Annotated in this window: 11 protein-coding genes and 1 pseudogene; 8 read left to right on the top strand and 4 right to left on the bottom strand. The window is 65.4% G+C overall.

The genetic code is table 11. From position 1 onward, the window contains the following. Positions 1 to 967 precede the first annotated feature (967 nt). The 5 genes from E1202_RS29875 to E1202_RS29855 all read left to right on the top strand — a co-directional run bounded on the left by E1202_RS29875 (position 968) and on the right by E1202_RS29855 (position 7,464). Positions 968 to 2,176 carry an MFS transporter gene (locus E1202_RS29875; protein ID WP_132686659.1) on the top strand — a complete coding sequence of 403 codons (1,209 nt, stop codon included), beginning with the start codon at positions 968 to 970 and terminating at the stop codon, positions 2,174 to 2,176. A 134-nt stretch (positions 2,177 to 2,310) separates the two neighbouring features. Next, positions 2,311 to 3,258 (top strand): alpha/beta fold hydrolase, encoded by a 948-nt coding sequence (locus E1202_RS29870; protein ID WP_132686658.1) that lies wholly within the window; start codon positions 2,311 to 2,313, stop codon positions 3,256 to 3,258. Between the two features lie 237 nt (positions 3,259 to 3,495). Beyond that, a complete protein-coding gene (locus E1202_RS29865; RefSeq protein ID WP_132686657.1) occupies positions 3,496 to 4,032 on the top strand; it encodes a TetR/AcrR family transcriptional regulator in 537 nt (178 codons plus the stop codon). 83 nt (positions 4,033 to 4,115) lie between these two features. After that, complete coding sequence (locus E1202_RS29860; protein WP_132686656.1) at positions 4,116 to 6,629, top strand: excinuclease ABC subunit UvrA; 2,514 nt, start codon at positions 4,116 to 4,118, stop codon at positions 6,627 to 6,629. 52 nt (positions 6,630 to 6,681) lie between these two features. Next, positions 6,682 to 7,464 (top strand): SDR family NAD(P)-dependent oxidoreductase, encoded by a 783-nt coding sequence (locus tag E1202_RS29855; RefSeq protein ID WP_132686655.1) that lies wholly within the window; start codon positions 6,682 to 6,684, stop codon positions 7,462 to 7,464. A gap of 1,083 nt (positions 7,465 to 8,547) precedes the next feature. Here the strand turns inward: E1202_RS29855 and E1202_RS29845 are convergent. From E1202_RS29845 to E1202_RS29830, 4 genes are all read right to left on the bottom strand, one after another. After that, on the bottom strand, positions 8,548 to 8,931 hold the full coding sequence (locus tag E1202_RS29845) for a DoxX family protein (RefSeq protein WP_132686653.1): 384 nt from the start codon (positions 8,929 to 8,931) through the stop codon (positions 8,548 to 8,550). A gap of 29 nt (positions 8,932 to 8,960) precedes the next feature. Further along, the gene (locus tag E1202_RS29840) at positions 8,961 to 9,644 is read right to left on the bottom strand and encodes a CE1759 family FMN reductase (protein ID WP_132686652.1); all 684 of its coding nucleotides are present in this window, start codon (positions 9,642 to 9,644) and stop codon (positions 8,961 to 8,963) included. Then, positions 9,641 to 10,828: a CE1758 family FMN-dependent luciferase-like monooxygenase gene (locus E1202_RS29835; RefSeq protein WP_132686651.1), complete on the bottom strand. Its 1,188-nt coding sequence runs from the start codon at positions 10,826 to 10,828 to the stop codon at positions 9,641 to 9,643. The genes E1202_RS29840 and E1202_RS29835 overlap by 4 nt, the downstream gene beginning before the upstream one ends. A 100-nt stretch (positions 10,829 to 10,928) precedes the next feature. Beyond that, entirely contained in the window at positions 10,929 to 11,399 is a 471-nt protein-coding gene (locus tag E1202_RS29830) for a MarR family winged helix-turn-helix transcriptional regulator (protein WP_132686650.1), read from the bottom strand. A 516-nt stretch (positions 11,400 to 11,915) separates the two neighbouring features. Here E1202_RS29830 and E1202_RS29825 point away from each other — a divergent pair. From E1202_RS29825 to E1202_RS29820, 3 genes and pseudogenes are all read left to right on the top strand, one after another. Continuing rightward, a complete protein-coding gene (locus E1202_RS29825) occupies positions 11,916 to 12,749 on the top strand; it encodes a nitrilase-related carbon-nitrogen hydrolase (RefSeq protein ID WP_132686649.1) in 834 nt (277 codons plus the stop codon). A gap of 177 nt (positions 12,750 to 12,926) precedes the next feature. Further along, positions 12,927 to 13,142, top strand: a pseudogene (locus tag E1202_RS33120) (DUF4158 domain-containing protein); the annotation flags it as partial. Then, complete coding sequence (locus tag E1202_RS29820; protein ID WP_456238814.1) at positions 13,129 to 13,755, top strand: DUF4158 domain-containing protein; 627 nt, start codon at positions 13,129 to 13,131, stop codon at positions 13,753 to 13,755. The pseudogene E1202_RS33120 and the gene E1202_RS29820, both read left to right, overlap by 14 nt. The last annotated feature ends 88 nt before the right edge of the window (positions 13,756 to 13,843 follow it).

The following is a 13,843-nucleotide window of genomic DNA, read 5'->3' as shown; positions in this document are numbered from 1 at the left end:
CACGGCAACCCCAATGTCCTGACCCCGGACGTCCCGTCTTCCCGCCTGTCACAGGCCACGACGGCCCAGCACGCTGCGGTGGAAGTGGAGAAATGGACCGGTCCCGTACCGGAGCTCGTGGTCGACACAGGCCCGGAATTGGCACCGGACTCCGGCGTGCGGCCCCACTAGCATTAGCGGATCCGTCCCACATCGGAAGACGTCGAGGCTAGTACTTCTGTCTTAGACCGCTCTGGTGGGTTGCGGTGACGCTGTGCCGGGCGCCCGATTGTCATCGGTTCGATGATCAAACTGCGTGGCTGGCAAGGTGATTTGGCCGCAACCCGGCTTAGTTCGGGACGCCCGTCTCGTGGTGATGGTCCGGCTCCCTTGCCCAGTTGCTCGCGAAGGTAGCGGCGCCCGGCCCACGAAGGCCCGGCGGCCGTAGGTCGGGAGCACTGCGATTGCGGTAGCGCTGGTGTCCCGGACCGCCTGGCCCAACAGGTGCTGCAGCCAGTGCGGGCTCTCGTGGTTGGTGTGCTCGGCGATGGTCCAGCAGTTCTTCCGTTCCAACGGCGCGACCAGCTCGATCAGCAGTTCGCGCGCCGGCCACGGGCGTCCCGCGCGAACTGGGTCGCCGTCCTGCTCGGACGGCGACTCGAACTCTCAGGAGCCGCGTTGCCTGCCGCTTGCCAGGGCCACGGTCTCGGCGTTCCAGACAAGCACTGAAGCATCCACGCGGTGGCCGCCGCACGCCCACCGTCATCAGAGGTCGGCAACAGCTCTGTGTGCTAGCACACGGGCATCCAGTTAATGCGTACTTTTGTTCGCACTAGTGTGTACCGTTGTTCGCAGTGGTCGGATCGACGTGGATTCCGACCTGGATCGCTTCCCCCCAAACGCACCGACGAGAGGGGCGATCACCTGCCGTCGCCGTGCCAGCCGCACGCGCGGACAAGACCGCCGACTCACTCCCCGGGAGATCTCCATGCCCATCGCTCTGCTGGCCCTGGCCATCGCCTCATTCGGAATCGGAACAGCCGAGTTCGTGATGATGGGGCTGCTACCCGAAGCGGCGGCCAACCTGCACGTGTCGATCCCCGCCGCCGGCGGATACATCTCGATGTACGCGCTCGGCGTCGTCATCGGCGCACCGGTGCTGACCCTGCTCGGCTTGAGGGCCCGCCGAAAAACGATGCTGCTCTCCTTGCTGGTGCTGTTCATCGTCGGCAACCTGTTCTCCGCGTTCGCGGTGAACCACGAGACGCTGCTGGTGGCCCGGTTCGTCACCGGGCTGCCGCACGGCGCGTTCTACGGCATGGCCGCGGTGGTGGCGGCCAGCCTGGTCCCCGCCGAGCGGCGCGGGCGAGCCATCGCGACGGTGCTCCTGGGCCTGACCGTCGCCAACATCGTCGGCGTGCCGGTCGGCACCCAGCTCGGCGCCGCCTTCGGCTGGCGCTGGGCGTTCGCTGTGGTCGCCGTGATCGGCGTGATCGCGTTCGCGGCTGTGGTTGTCCTGGTGCCTCAGCAGCCCAAGCCCATCGGGGTGAGCGTGCGTGGTGAGCTGGGGGCCTTCCGGCGCCCCCAGGTGTGGCTTTCCTTCGCCGTCGTCGCGTTCGGCTTCGCTGCGATCTTCTCCTACTTCAGCTACATCAAGCCCGTTTTCACCGACGTGACCGGCTTCAGCGCCGGCGCCGTCACGCCGCTGCTGGCCGTCTTCGGCGTCGGCATGACCATCGGCACCGCGCTCGGCGGCCGGCTGGCCGACCGCTCGCCGCTGAAGACGCTGTACGTGGGCATCTCCGCGCTGGCGGTGTCGCTGGCGGTATTCGCGCTGACCGCGCAGAACCCGGTGATGGCCTCGATCATGGTCTTCGTCATCGGCGCGACCGGGTTCACCGCGATCCCGAGCATCCAGGCGCGGATCCTGGACCAGGCCAAGGAGGCTCCGGCGTTGGGTTCGGCGAGCATTCATTCGGCCTTCAACATCGCCAACTCGCTGGGCGCCTACCTCGGCGGCGTGGTGATCGCGGCCGGGTTCGGGCTGGTGTCGCCGAGCTGGGTCGGCGTACTGCTGGCGCTGGTCGGGCTGGGCTTCGCGGTGCTGTCGGGCGTGCTGGACCGCCGGCCGAAACGCAGCGAGGTCATCGCCTCGCACCAGACCGCGCCCGCGCAGGAACCCGAGCTCACCGCCTGATCCGCGTCGCGCAAGGTTTCGACACTGAACACTCGGGCCGAGGTCTTACTGGAGCACCTCGCACGCGGTCTTGTCGCACGCATCAAAATTCCGCGCTCGGAAGTCGGGCGCTTCCTTCCACGTTGGAGGTCCTCATGTCAGACCGTGAATCCATGGTGTTCGCACCGACTGGTTTCGGCTCCGTGACCGGCGTGCCGAACCTGCCTGAAGGCTTTACGGATACCTTCCGGAGTCGCTATGTCACCGTGGATGGGCTGCGGCTACATGCGGTGACCGGCGGGCAGGGCCCGGGACTCCTCCTACTTGGGGGATGGCCTCAAAGCTGGTATGCCTGGCGTTTCGTCATGCCAACCCTCGCTCGTGATTTTACCGTGATTGCGGTTGATCCCCGCGGGACAGGGCTGTCGGACAAGCCCGCGGATGGCTATGACTCCGCGACTCTCGCTACCGATCTGGTCCGGATGATGGAAGAGTTGGGGTGCCCCAGATTCGCGATGGTGGGCCATGATGTCGGCATGTGGACCGGCTATGCGATGGCGGTGGATCACCCGGGACGGATAGAGCGACTCGCGGTCGCCGAGGCGATCATCCCGGGCGTGTCCCCCTCCCCGCCGCTGGTGGACAGTCGCCGCATGAACGACTTCCTGTGGCACATCAATTTCAACCGCACCCACGACATCAACGAGCAACTTGTCCGGGGGCGGGAGGGCATCTACTTCGGTTACCAGTTCGCTACCAAGGCCGCCACACCGCGCTCCATCCCCACCTACGCCGTCAAGTACTATGTGGACGCTCTCCGCGATTTTGACGCACTGCGCGCGAGCTTCGACTACTACCGCGCAATCGACGAGATCATCGAGCAGAACGAGGTGCGCCGCAGGCATAAGCTGGCGCTTCCGGTGCTCGCGATCGCGGGCGGGTCTGCCTGCGGCGACAGTGTCGCGATCGAGATGCGCAGCGTTGCCGAAGATGTGACTAGTGTGGTGATCCCCGAGTGTGGCCACTACGTGCCGGAAGAGGCACCGGAGGCGCTCCTGGAGGCGCTTGGGCAGTTCCTCGAAACGAACAAGACCTCCTTCTGAAGCCTTGCACTGCGCCCGCGCGCCGGACCTCAGGCTGCACCTCACTGCCGGACGGCCCTCGAGCGGAGAGCTCGTCCAAGGCCCGGGTTCCGGTGGCAGGTCAGCAATCCGATTTACGCCGGTACCACTCGTTCCGGCTGATGTGTACTTGTGTCCGCACTAGTGTGTACAATTGTTCTCACTGGAAGGAGTCTGGCAGTGAGCACACGTCGCGTGCCTAACGACCCTGGACGTCCCATGCGGATCCTGGATGCTGCGCTTGAGATTGCGGCGACGGAGGGAACGCGTCGGGTGAACCACCGCAGCGTCGCGTCTCAAGCCGGTGTTCCGCTGGGATCGGTGACGTACTACTTTCCCACCGCGGATCGGCTTGTCGTCGAGATGTTCCGCCATCTGTCGACGACGCGTGTGGTCCCGATGGCTGACTTGTCGGAACCGATGACGAGATCACAGCTCGTCGATCGGATCACGTCGATCGTCGTTGGCGAGAGTCGCGTCAGCTCCTTCTACCAGACGCTGAGCTACGAGATGGTCGTCTACGGATATAGCCATCCAGATGTCGCTGCGCTTGCCAGTGAGTGGCACGACCGGTGGCGTGCAGCCTTGGCGGTGAACATGTCGCCGGATTCCGCTCGGACCGTTGTCGCGCTCATTGATGGGTGGCTGTTGCAGGACGGGGTGGAGAAGGTCCCGCTCACTGTCGAGGTGGTCCGTTCGCAGGTCGAGGCTGTGTTGGTGGGTCTTGAGGGCCCTGCTCCGGATGACAAGTCGTAACCAGAGGCCGTTCCTGCCGGGGCACCTGGCACCCCGATCACCGTGTAGGTCGCTTCCACCTTTCCGAAAAGGATGCAACCCCCATGCCCATTTCACGCTCTGGCTCGCCCGACACGATCGAGGTGCGGGGTGCACGTGTTCACAATCTCAAGAACATCGACATCTCGGTCCCGCTGAACCAGCTGGTGTCGATTGCAGGCGTGTCCGGATCGGGAAAGTCCTCGCTGGCCCTGGGGGTGCTGTACGCGGAGGGGTCCAGTCGATATCTCGAGGCCCTCTCCAGCTACACCCGTCGTCGGTTGACGCAGGCCGCCAAGCCGGCGGTGGATGCCGTCGAACACGTCCCCGCCGCGCTGGCATTGCGCCAGCGGCCCGGGGTTGCCGGTGTGCGTTCGACGTTCGGGACCTCGACCGAGCTGCTCAACGGCCTGCGGCTGATCTATTCCAGGCTCGGCTCGCACTTGTGTCCGAACGGGCACCGCCAGAAGTCCACGTTGAAGGTCGCCACCGGGGGGCGACTGACATGTCCCGAGTGCCGCGTGGTGTTCGATCCGCCTGAGGCCGAGGACTTCGCCTTCAACAGCTCCGGTGCCTGCACCAACTGCCGGGGGACCGGCTTCGTCCGAGAGATCGACAACACCACGCTCGTACCCGACGAGCGCAAATCGATCCAGGACGGAGCGGTGGCGGCGTGGGCCTCGTTCGGGTTGCTGGGCAACGCGCAGGTCGTGGAAGCACTCGGGGTGCGCGTGGACGTGCCGTTTTCGGAACTGACCGAGCACGAGCGCGACATCGTCTACAACGGACCGGCCGAGGAGCGGATGATCCCGTTCAGGTCCAAAAACGGCAAGGTCTTCGACGTCAACCTGACGTACCGGAACGCTCGCGCGGCCGTCCTCGAATCGCTGAAGAAGGCCGACTCGGAAACGAGCTTGGGGCGCATCGAGCGGTTCCTCACCACGCACGTCTGTCCGGCGTGCGAAGGAACGCGGCTGAACGATCGGGCTCGCTCCACACTGGTCGACGACCTCCCCATCGATCGGGCGGCTGGCAAGACCCTCGACGAACTGACGTCCTGGGTGACCGCTTTGCCACCTCGGATGCCGGCACCGATGGTGGGGATGGCGGAAAGCATCGTCACCGATCTGCTCGCCATCGCGCGGATGCTGAGGAGGCTCGGGCTGGGGTATCTCACCCTCGACCGAGCGTCATCGACGCTGTCGACCGGTGAGCGTCAGCGCGTGCAGCTCTCACGCGCTGTGCGCAGCCGCACCACGGGGGTTCTCTACGTTCTCGATGAGCCTTCCATCGGACTGCACCCCTCGAACATCGACGGATTGCTGGAGGTGATTCGCAGTCTCCTCGAGGACGGCAACTCCGTCATCGTCGTCGACCACGATGTCCAGGTGCTCCGCGACGCGGACTGGATGATCGAGATCGGTCCCGGCTCAGGCAAGGACGGTGGTCACGTCATCGCCTCCGGCCCGCTGTCCGCACTCTCCGGCAACCCCGACTCGCGCATCGCGCCCTTTATCGCAGCCGACGCTCCTGAACTCGTCCGCGCGCCTGCGTCCGAGGCGAGCACTTTCCAGCACGGGCGCGTGCGACTGCGCACCTCGCCGCTGCACACCGTGCACGCCCTCGACCTCGAAATCCCGAAGGGACAACTCACCGCTGTCACCGGCGTGTCCGGATCCGGCAAAAGCACGCTCGTGCTCGACAGCCTCGTACCCGCCCTACGTGCCGAGGCGAACCAGCAAAGCCGCCCTGCTCACGTGACCTCCGTCGACGCAGCCGGGATCAAGAAAGTGCACGTCGTTGACGCCTCCCCGATCGGCACGAACATCCGATCCACGATCGGCACCTACAGCAGCGTCCTCGACGAACTCCGACGCGTCTACGCCGCCCTGCCTGCGGCGAAGGAACACGGGTACAAAGCAGGCGACTTCTCCTACAACACCGGCAAACTGCGCTGCCAAGAATGCGATGGGACCGGCCAGATCTCGCTCGACGTGCAGTTCCTACCCGATGTCGACGTCGACTGCCCGAAGTGCGAGGGAACGCGGTACGCCCCCGAAACGCTGGGCATCGTTCGCACACGTGCCGACAGCGCCACCGAGGACGACGCGCTGAGCCTTCCCCAAGTGCTCGCCCTCACCGTGAACGAAGCCATCGACGCCCTCGGCGACCTCAAGAAGGTCCGCACCCGTCTGCAGCTGCTCGCCGACCTGGGGCTGGGCTACCTCACCATCGGGGAATCGACCACGGCCCTGTCCGGCGGCGAAGCGCAACGCCTCAAGCTCGCCTCCGACATCGACCGAGACCAGCACGACAGCCTCTTCGTGCTCGACGAACCCTCCATCGGCCTGCACCCGCTCGACGTCCAAGTCCTCCTGCGGGTCCTCCAACGCCTGATCGACAACGGCGCGACGGTCGTGATCATCGAACACGATCTCGACATGATCACCAACGCCGACCACATCATCGACCTCGGGCCCGGCGGGGGAGACGCAGGCGGGCAGATCGTCGCCACCGGCGCCCCCGCCCAGGTCGCCGCCAACCCCGACAGCATCACCGGCCGCTACCTCACCCGATGATCCACACACCGATCCACAAAATCCCAACGCGGCACAACGAAGGAGCAATGGCTTGACATCCCATCCGCGGAACATCGTCATCACCGGAGCCGGCAGCGGAATCGGCGCCGCCGCCGCACGCGCGTTCGCCGCGTCCGGAGACCGCGTTCACCTCGTCGACTTGTCCCAGGAACGACTTGACACCGTCGCCGCGGATCTGGACCAGGTCACCACCCACCGCATCGACGTGTCCGACGCGCACGAGGTCCGCGCCGCCATCGAGAGCATCGACGTCGAGTTCGGCTCGATTGACGTCCTGGTCAGCAACGCCGGCATCTTCGACGGCCTGGCCGGAATTCAGGAAACCACCTATGAACTGTGGGACCGGATCATCTCGGTCAACCTCACCGGCGCGTTCAACGTCATCAAGCCGGTGTCGGAGGTGATGGTCCGGCAGAAGTTCGGCCGGATCATCACCATCAGCTCGATCGCGGCGACCCGCACGCTGCCCGATGGGCTCTCCTACGACGCTTCCAAGGCGGGCTTGGAGGGGATGACTCGCCGGTTGGCTGTCGACCTCGGCGCGTACGGCATCACGGCCAATACCGTTGCTCCCGGTGTAATCAACACCTCGATCCAGGAGACATCCCATGAGCTCCTCGGCGGCATGATCCCGGATACAACCGGCGGTGACAACATCGCAGCGAATGCGAACTTCCTCGAGACCGCGGTGCCCGCGCGCCGCAGCGGTCAGCCTTCCGAGATCGCTGCGACAATTCACTTCCTGGCCAGCACCGGCGCCGCCTATATCAACGGCGAGGTCATCCATGTCGACGGAGGATGGATCGCCAGCTGACGTAGTGATCAGGGCGGTGGAAGGTTGCGGAGACGAAGTTCGCTGGCCCGGGGGCGTGGCTGAGTACCTGCAGAGACGACTTCGGAAATAGCGATCCGCCGGTTCGCGTGTGGTGTGAGCATCGCGATCCGGCGGGTCTGGCCGTGAGCCGCTGGCATCGCACGAGCCAGGGGAGCGTGTGGTCAGAGGCCGGCCTGATCTACCGCTTCTGTTTGCCTGCCCAGTCGGTGAGAGTGCGCAGGTTGGACTGTTCGGCGCGTAGCGCGGGGATGTCGGCTTGGTAGTCCGACCGCCCGAACCACTCGAACATTTTCAGGGTGTCGCGGGGCAGTCGTCGCAACAGGGCTCCGTGTGAAACTGTGGTGCGCGGCGGCGGACTGGGTCTTCGGAAGCCTCATTTCCGAAGTCCGCCCCACGACGACGAGGGCCACGCCTGAACGGCTGCATGAGGTCATTCGGGCGTTTCGTCATCGCCAACGCGACGCGTCCGGACCTCCTGCGATTGGTCAACACCGAGGCCAGCTAACACCACCGAGTGGCGGGACTACCTCTACGACGACGAGCCCATCTGTCCCGTGCCGTGGCGGAGCCTCTTCTTCACGATCACAGCCGGTGGGGGCGTGGTGTTCAGCAATGAGGCGCTCGCCCGCCCGACAGATCCGGATGAGCCGTGCGAGGTCGAGCGGCACGCGCAGTTCGTCGCCGATCTTATCGTTTGTGCTCTGACTGCCGGGCGGGTCACGCGCGAATGACTCGGTCGGTATCGATTGCTCGTGAAAGCGGAAACCACGCTGCCGGTTGACTTTCCGCCTGGACGTCGGCCGTGACCTTCGTGATGGTCTCTCGCCCCCCGACCTCGTGGTTGAAATTGTCGCCATCGCCGGCGACTTCCACGGTGCAGCCACGCCTCGCCCGGGCGGCTCTCGGCGGCGAACGTCACGAAATTGCGTTTCGCACCTGGTTCAGTCAGGGCGCTGACGAACCCCTGCCGACGCAGGTGGTAACCGGCTGACAAATCTGCCTGACCGGCCCCGATGACTGCCACTGTCGCTCGCCCAGTGTCTGCCGTTGTGTGACGCCCCACTAGTTCGAGGCCAGCAGGGTTGCGGCGAGGACACCCGTGACGATGAGGACGACGTTGACCGGCAGGCTCCGGTTGTCCTTGTGAACGATGTGCACCCTCACGGCGAGGACCTGCACGATCGTGAGTCCGACAGCGGCGGCGAAGGACACCCACATCGCCCATTCCCAGCCGCTGATGGTGTGGGCGAGGACGTTGGGAAGAATGAGGCCGACGGCTCCGACGATCTCGGCCCATGCGGCGAGGTACATCGGCGTTTTGCCGACGCTGGGTGCCAGGGGCATCTTCTGGGAGAGCTGCTCCCACGGTGTGAAGGCCTTGCCGGCTCCGGCGAAGAGGTTGAATGCGGCCAGCAGGCCGGTGGCGATCCAGGTGGCGATGCTCATGTGCGTTCTCCTTTTTCGTGGTGTTGGGTTCAGCGTCCGCCGCGGGCTTGGCGCATGAGGTCGGTGTCGAGGTCGACGTCGGTTGCACTGCGGTGGGCGCGGGTGGCGTTGCCGCCGAACGTGTGTTGATAGCTGTCCCAGCCGCCGTCGGCGATGTGGTGGCCGACGCCGCTTGTCATGAGCGCCGCCAGTTCGCCGGCGGCTCGGTCGATCCGCTTGGAAGTCTCTGGGGTGCCCCAGTCTTCGGGAGCGGCGAACAGCGAGGTCGGGGCCGGTATGGCGCGCAGGAACGCGAACAGCGGCCGCAGGTGATCATCGACGACCATCGCGTGCCTGCTGCTGCCCGCGGTCGCGGCGAGCAGGACAGGCTTGGCGATGAGCAGGTCGTTGTCGAGCAGGTCGACGAACGACTTGAACAGACCGCTGATCGAGGCTTTGTAGACGGGTGTGGAGACGATGAGTCCGTCCGCCGTGGCCAGTTTCTCGATTGCCTCCTGCACGGAGCTGGTGGGCAGTCCGCTGACGAGGCTTTGCACGGTCTCCGTCGCGAGCGGAGCGAGCTCGATCACTTGTGCCGACGCGTCGCGGCCGGAGATGCCGAGCTGTTCGACGACAGCTTGGGCAGCTCGGTCGGCGAGCATGCGGGTCGTGGACGGGTCGCTGGTGCCGGCGCTGACCGCGACGAGCTGGAGCGGGGTTTCTTCGTGGGTCATGCGAACCTCGGCATGGATGCTGGGTTGGCTGGGTCGCTGTCGAGATACGGCAGCGGCCCAGCGGTGTTGTCGCCGCTGTTGGGGCGGGGACGTGCTTGCCTGGGGTCCTCGTTTCCGTATGCGGCCTTGACTAGGGAGGTGTGCGTCGGGGCGTCGGGGACGTCCGGTGCTCGGCGTGCGTTCATCTCCTTGCGCAGGACGGGGACGACTTCGGTGGCGAGCAACTCGACTTGTTCGAGGGCGATGTCGACGGGCATGGAGCCGATGTCGATCGCCCACAGCTGCCGCTGGTAGTCGCCGAAACCTTCCTGGAAGGTGAGGGTCTTTTCGATGACCTCTTGCGGCGAACCCACCGACAGAGGCGTTGCCTGAGTGGCTTGTTCGAGGCTCGTCCCGCGGAACATCGGATAGTGCTCGAAGTACGGGCGGAATCGTTCGTAGGCGTCCTGCGATTTGGCCGCGATGAACGCTTGCCCGCCCAGTCCGACGATCGCGTCCTGCGCGCGGCCGTGCCCGTGGTGCTCGAACCGCTGCCGGTAGAAGTCCACGAGGGGTTTGAAGTGGAAGTTCGGCGCGAGGATGTGGTTGGCGAAGTACCCGTTGCCGTAGTAGGCGGCCTGCTCTGCGATCTCCGGCGTGCGGATGGCGCCGTGCCAGACGAACGGCGGAACCCCGTCCAGTGGCCGGGGGGTGGCGGTGAAGCCCTGCAGGGGCGTGCGGTATTTGCCCTTCCAATCCACGACGTCCTCGCGCCACAGCCGGTGCAGCAGGTTGTAGTTCTCCAGCGCCAGTGGCACGCCATCGCGGATGTTCTGACCGAACCAGGGATACACCGGAATCGTGTTGCCCCGGCCGAGCATGATGTCCAGGCGGCCCTTCGCGAGGTGCTGGACGAACGCGTAGTCCTCGGCGATCTTGACCGGGTCGTTCGTGGTGATCAAGGTGACCGAGGTGGACAGGAGAATCTGCTTCGTCTCGGCCGCGAGATACGACAGCATCGTCGGCGGGCTGGAGGCCACGAACGGCGGGTTGTGGTGCTCACCAAAGGCGAAAACATCGAGCCCGGCCTGGTCTGCGGCTTTCGCGACGCGGATCGTGTCTTGAATGCGCTGGGCTTCCGAGCGCGGAATGCCGGTCGTGGGGTCGGGCGCGATGTCGCCGACACCGAAGATGCCGAACTGCATGACACACGGGTCCTTTCGCGTAGTGCTGATGCGAAGGGACCGTGCGGGTGCATGCGAGCCGGAGCGCGCGGTCTCTTGACAGAGAAGGGGATTGAGAGTCTTACGGTGTGAGTCCGAGATGACGACGTAGCGTGACGGTGAGGTCGTCGACGTGTGCGAGCTGCTCTGGCGAGAGCGCGTCGAGGAACAGTTCGCGTACCGCGCGCAGGTGCGGCACGGAAGCAGACCGGAACGCCTTCTCCCCAGTCTCCGTGATGCTCACCTCCACACCGTGCACGTCGTTAGCACAGGAATTGCGTTCTATGAGGCCACGCTTGGCCATCCGCCCCAGATGGTGAGAGAGTCGGCTGCGCTCCCACCCGATCTGCGTGGCCAACTCCGAGGGCCGCACGCTCTTCGGCTCCGATTCACTCAGCGCTAGCAGCACTTGGTAATCGCCCGAGGACAACGACGTGTCAGCCTGCAGGCGGCTGCCCAGACGGGTGCGCAACACCTCAGCGGTCTCGATGTAGTTCCGCCACACGCGCAACTGCTCACGCGTCGGCAGCACACGACGCCTGTCTGAAGTCATTCGCACCTCCCTTAGTTGACACGTCAACTCTACGACCTCGGGATTGACGTGTCAATCTCGGGCGCTAGAGAATCTGCTGCCCGTGATGACAGTGCGGATCAACGTAGATGGCCCAGCCTCGTTACCTCGACGAAGCCGTCAGCGGCTTCAGAGCACGTGTTCTTCGCGCGGTTGGCTGCCTCGGACATCCGAAGCTGCAAACAGTGCCGAAGAGGTGACTTGATTCCTTGGGTGTGCGACACGACCCGTATCCAGCTGGGAGAGCAAGATTCGTTAGATGGCCTCGCCACTTCGGTGCACTCGGGTCTACGCCGGTCAAAAACGGAGGGGCGATCGCGCGGTAGGCGAATCCTTGGCAGCAGCTCGATACCGCTGGTTTTAGGCCTGTCGGGCGTACTGCGTGTTGCTGCCCGCGCACCTGAGGTTGCCAACCGGCCTGGTTACGTTCTAAGCACTGGCCGTGAGCCGGGTAGTCGTGTCTCGGTCGCGATCTGGGATGAAGATGGGGTGAGTTGAATGCGTGTCGCGCTGGCGCAGACCGACTGTCGGCTGGGCGAGGTTGAGACGAACTTGCGCGAAGCGGACCACATGGTCAAGGAGGCGGCTGCGCAGGACGCGCAGCTGGTGGTGTTCCCGGAGCTGAGTCTGCACGGCTACGCGTTGGGCTCGCTGGCCGATGACCGCTCGATTCCGGGTAGCGATCCCCGGCTGGCGCAACTGTCCGAGCACGGTCCCGATGTCCTGGTCGGCCTGCACGAGGATGCTCGCCTGCGCCGGTACAACTCGGCCGCCTATCTCTCGCAGGGCGCTCTGGTGCACACGCACCGCAAGCTCTACCTGCCGAACTACCTGGCGTGGGAGGAGCGCAAGCACGCCAGTCCCGGGCAGGGCCTGCGCGCGTTCGAAACGCGCTGGGCCCGGATGGCCACGTTGATCTGCAACGACGCGTGGCAGCCGGTGCTTCCGTGGCTGGCTGCTCAGGACGGGGCGGAGATCCTGCTCGTCCCCACCAACAGTGCGGCGGGGTTGGTTCCGGGTTCGGTGGACACCCAGGGCTACTGGCGGGACCTGCTGCTGTTCATCGCCCGCATGCAGCAATGCTTCGTGGTGTTCGTGAACCGAGTCGGCAACGAGGTAGGGGCGTCGTTCTGGGGCAGTTCGCGGATCTTGGATCCGTGGGGCAACGTCGTCGCCGAGGCGCCTGAGTGGGAGCAATCGCTGACCGTGGTCGACATCGATATCGACGCCGTCCGCCGGCGGCGCCGAGAGATGCCCCTGTTGCAGGAATCGCGACTGGGCCTGGTAGCCCGCGAGGTCAGCCGACTGATCGAGGAGGGTGCGGACTCCTGACGATCGCCTGGCCGCTCAATTCCTGGCGGTCCGGTGGGCCCGAGAGTGGGGGCTTGAGGAACATCCGTGTCGGATCGTGCGCTAAGCGTTGTCCTGGTTTGTCGTCGCGTTGACCTGCGGTGACGCGGTGCTGGAGTCTTCCAAGGTCGTTTGTTGTCGATCTTGGAAAGGGCTGTTGTGGCAGTCGAGTTCCTGTCGGATGACCAGGGCCGTGCGTACGGGGCGTTCCCCGAGTCGCTGCCTCGGGGTGAACTGGAGCGGTACTTCTTCCTGGATGACGCGGACCGGGAGTTGGTGCGGGGCAAGCGTCGGCCGCACAACCGGCTTGGTTTCGCGATCCAGCTGACCAGCGTCCGCTACCTCGGACGGTTCATGCCGGATCCGCGGCAGGTTCCGGTGGAGGTCCGAGTATCTGGCCGAGCAGTTGGAGATCTCCGATCCGTCGTGTTTGAAGGACTACGGCGAGCGGGACGGAACCGCGCGTACCCACGCCGGGGAGATCCAGGACGCCGAGGGCTGGCGGGACTTCACCGAGGTCGCCAGCGAACTGAGTGATTGGCTTGACGCCCGAGCGTGGATTACCGGTGACGGGCCGAAAGCGCTGTTCGATGCCGCGGTGGGCTGGCTGCGCGAGCGAAAAGTGCTGCTGCCGGGCGTGACAGGCTGGCGCGGCTGGTGGGTTCGTGTCGGGAGGCGGCGAGTCAGCGATTGTGGAAGACGCTGCAAGATCTTCTCGACGACGACCAGCGCGCCGCGCTCGATGAGCTGCTGGAGGTGCCCGGAGGAGAACCGGACCTCGCGGCTGGATCAGCTGCGCCGCCCGCCGACGCGGGTGTCGGGCCCGGCGATGGTTGACGCCTTGCAGCGGGCCGCGGAGATCCTGGGGTTGGGGTTCGCCGAGGTCGACACCGAGGTCGTGCCGCCCCGTCGGCTCGCGGAGCTATCGCGCTACGGGGTGCAGGGCTGGTGTGATGTCCGGGGAGGTTGTCCCGGTCGTGGTGTGTGAGTTGGTTTGTTCTGCAGACAGGTGAAGGCCTCTGGTTGTGAAGTGGAGCTGTCTAGGAACCGCTTCATCAACCGGAGGCCTTCGTGTC

Origin of the sequence: Saccharopolyspora karakumensis, from assembly GCF_004349225.1 — a bacterium.
In the GTDB taxonomy this organism is placed as follows: domain Bacteria; phylum Actinomycetota; class Actinomycetes; order Mycobacteriales; family Pseudonocardiaceae; genus Saccharopolyspora; species Saccharopolyspora endophytica.
This window is presented reverse-complemented; position numbering and strand designations above follow the sequence as displayed.

What these genes read in the sequence shown, in the direction of transcription:
- E1202_RS29875 (WP_132686659.1), top strand. Translation starts at nt 968, where the DNA reads ATGCCCATCGCTCTGCTGGCCCTGGCCATCGCCTCATTCGGAATCGGA.
- E1202_RS29860 (WP_132686656.1), top strand. Translation starts at nt 4,116, where the DNA reads ATGCCCATTTCACGCTCTGGCTCGCCCGACACGATCGAGGTGCGGGGT.
- E1202_RS29865 (WP_132686657.1), top strand. Translation starts at nt 3,496, where the DNA reads ATGCGGATCCTGGATGCTGCGCTTGAGATTGCGGCGACGGAGGGAACG.
- E1202_RS29830 (WP_132686650.1), bottom strand. Translation starts at nt 11,399, where the DNA reads ATGACTTCAGACAGGCGTCGTGTGCTGCCGACGCGTGAGCAGTTGCGC.
- E1202_RS29845 (WP_132686653.1), bottom strand. Translation starts at nt 8,931, where the DNA reads ATGAGCATCGCCACCTGGATCGCCACCGGCCTGCTGGCCGCATTCAAC.
- E1202_RS29870 (WP_132686658.1), top strand. Translation starts at nt 2,311, where the DNA reads ATGTCAGACCGTGAATCCATGGTGTTCGCACCGACTGGTTTCGGCTCC.
- E1202_RS29840 (WP_132686652.1), bottom strand. Translation starts at nt 9,644, where the DNA reads ATGACCCACGAAGAAACCCCGCTCCAGCTCGTCGCGGTCAGCGCCGGC.
- E1202_RS29835 (WP_132686651.1), bottom strand. Translation starts at nt 10,828, where the DNA reads ATGCAGTTCGGCATCTTCGGTGTCGGCGACATCGCGCCCGACCCCACG.
- E1202_RS29825 (WP_132686649.1), top strand. Translation starts at nt 11,916, where the DNA reads ATGCGTGTCGCGCTGGCGCAGACCGACTGTCGGCTGGGCGAGGTTGAG.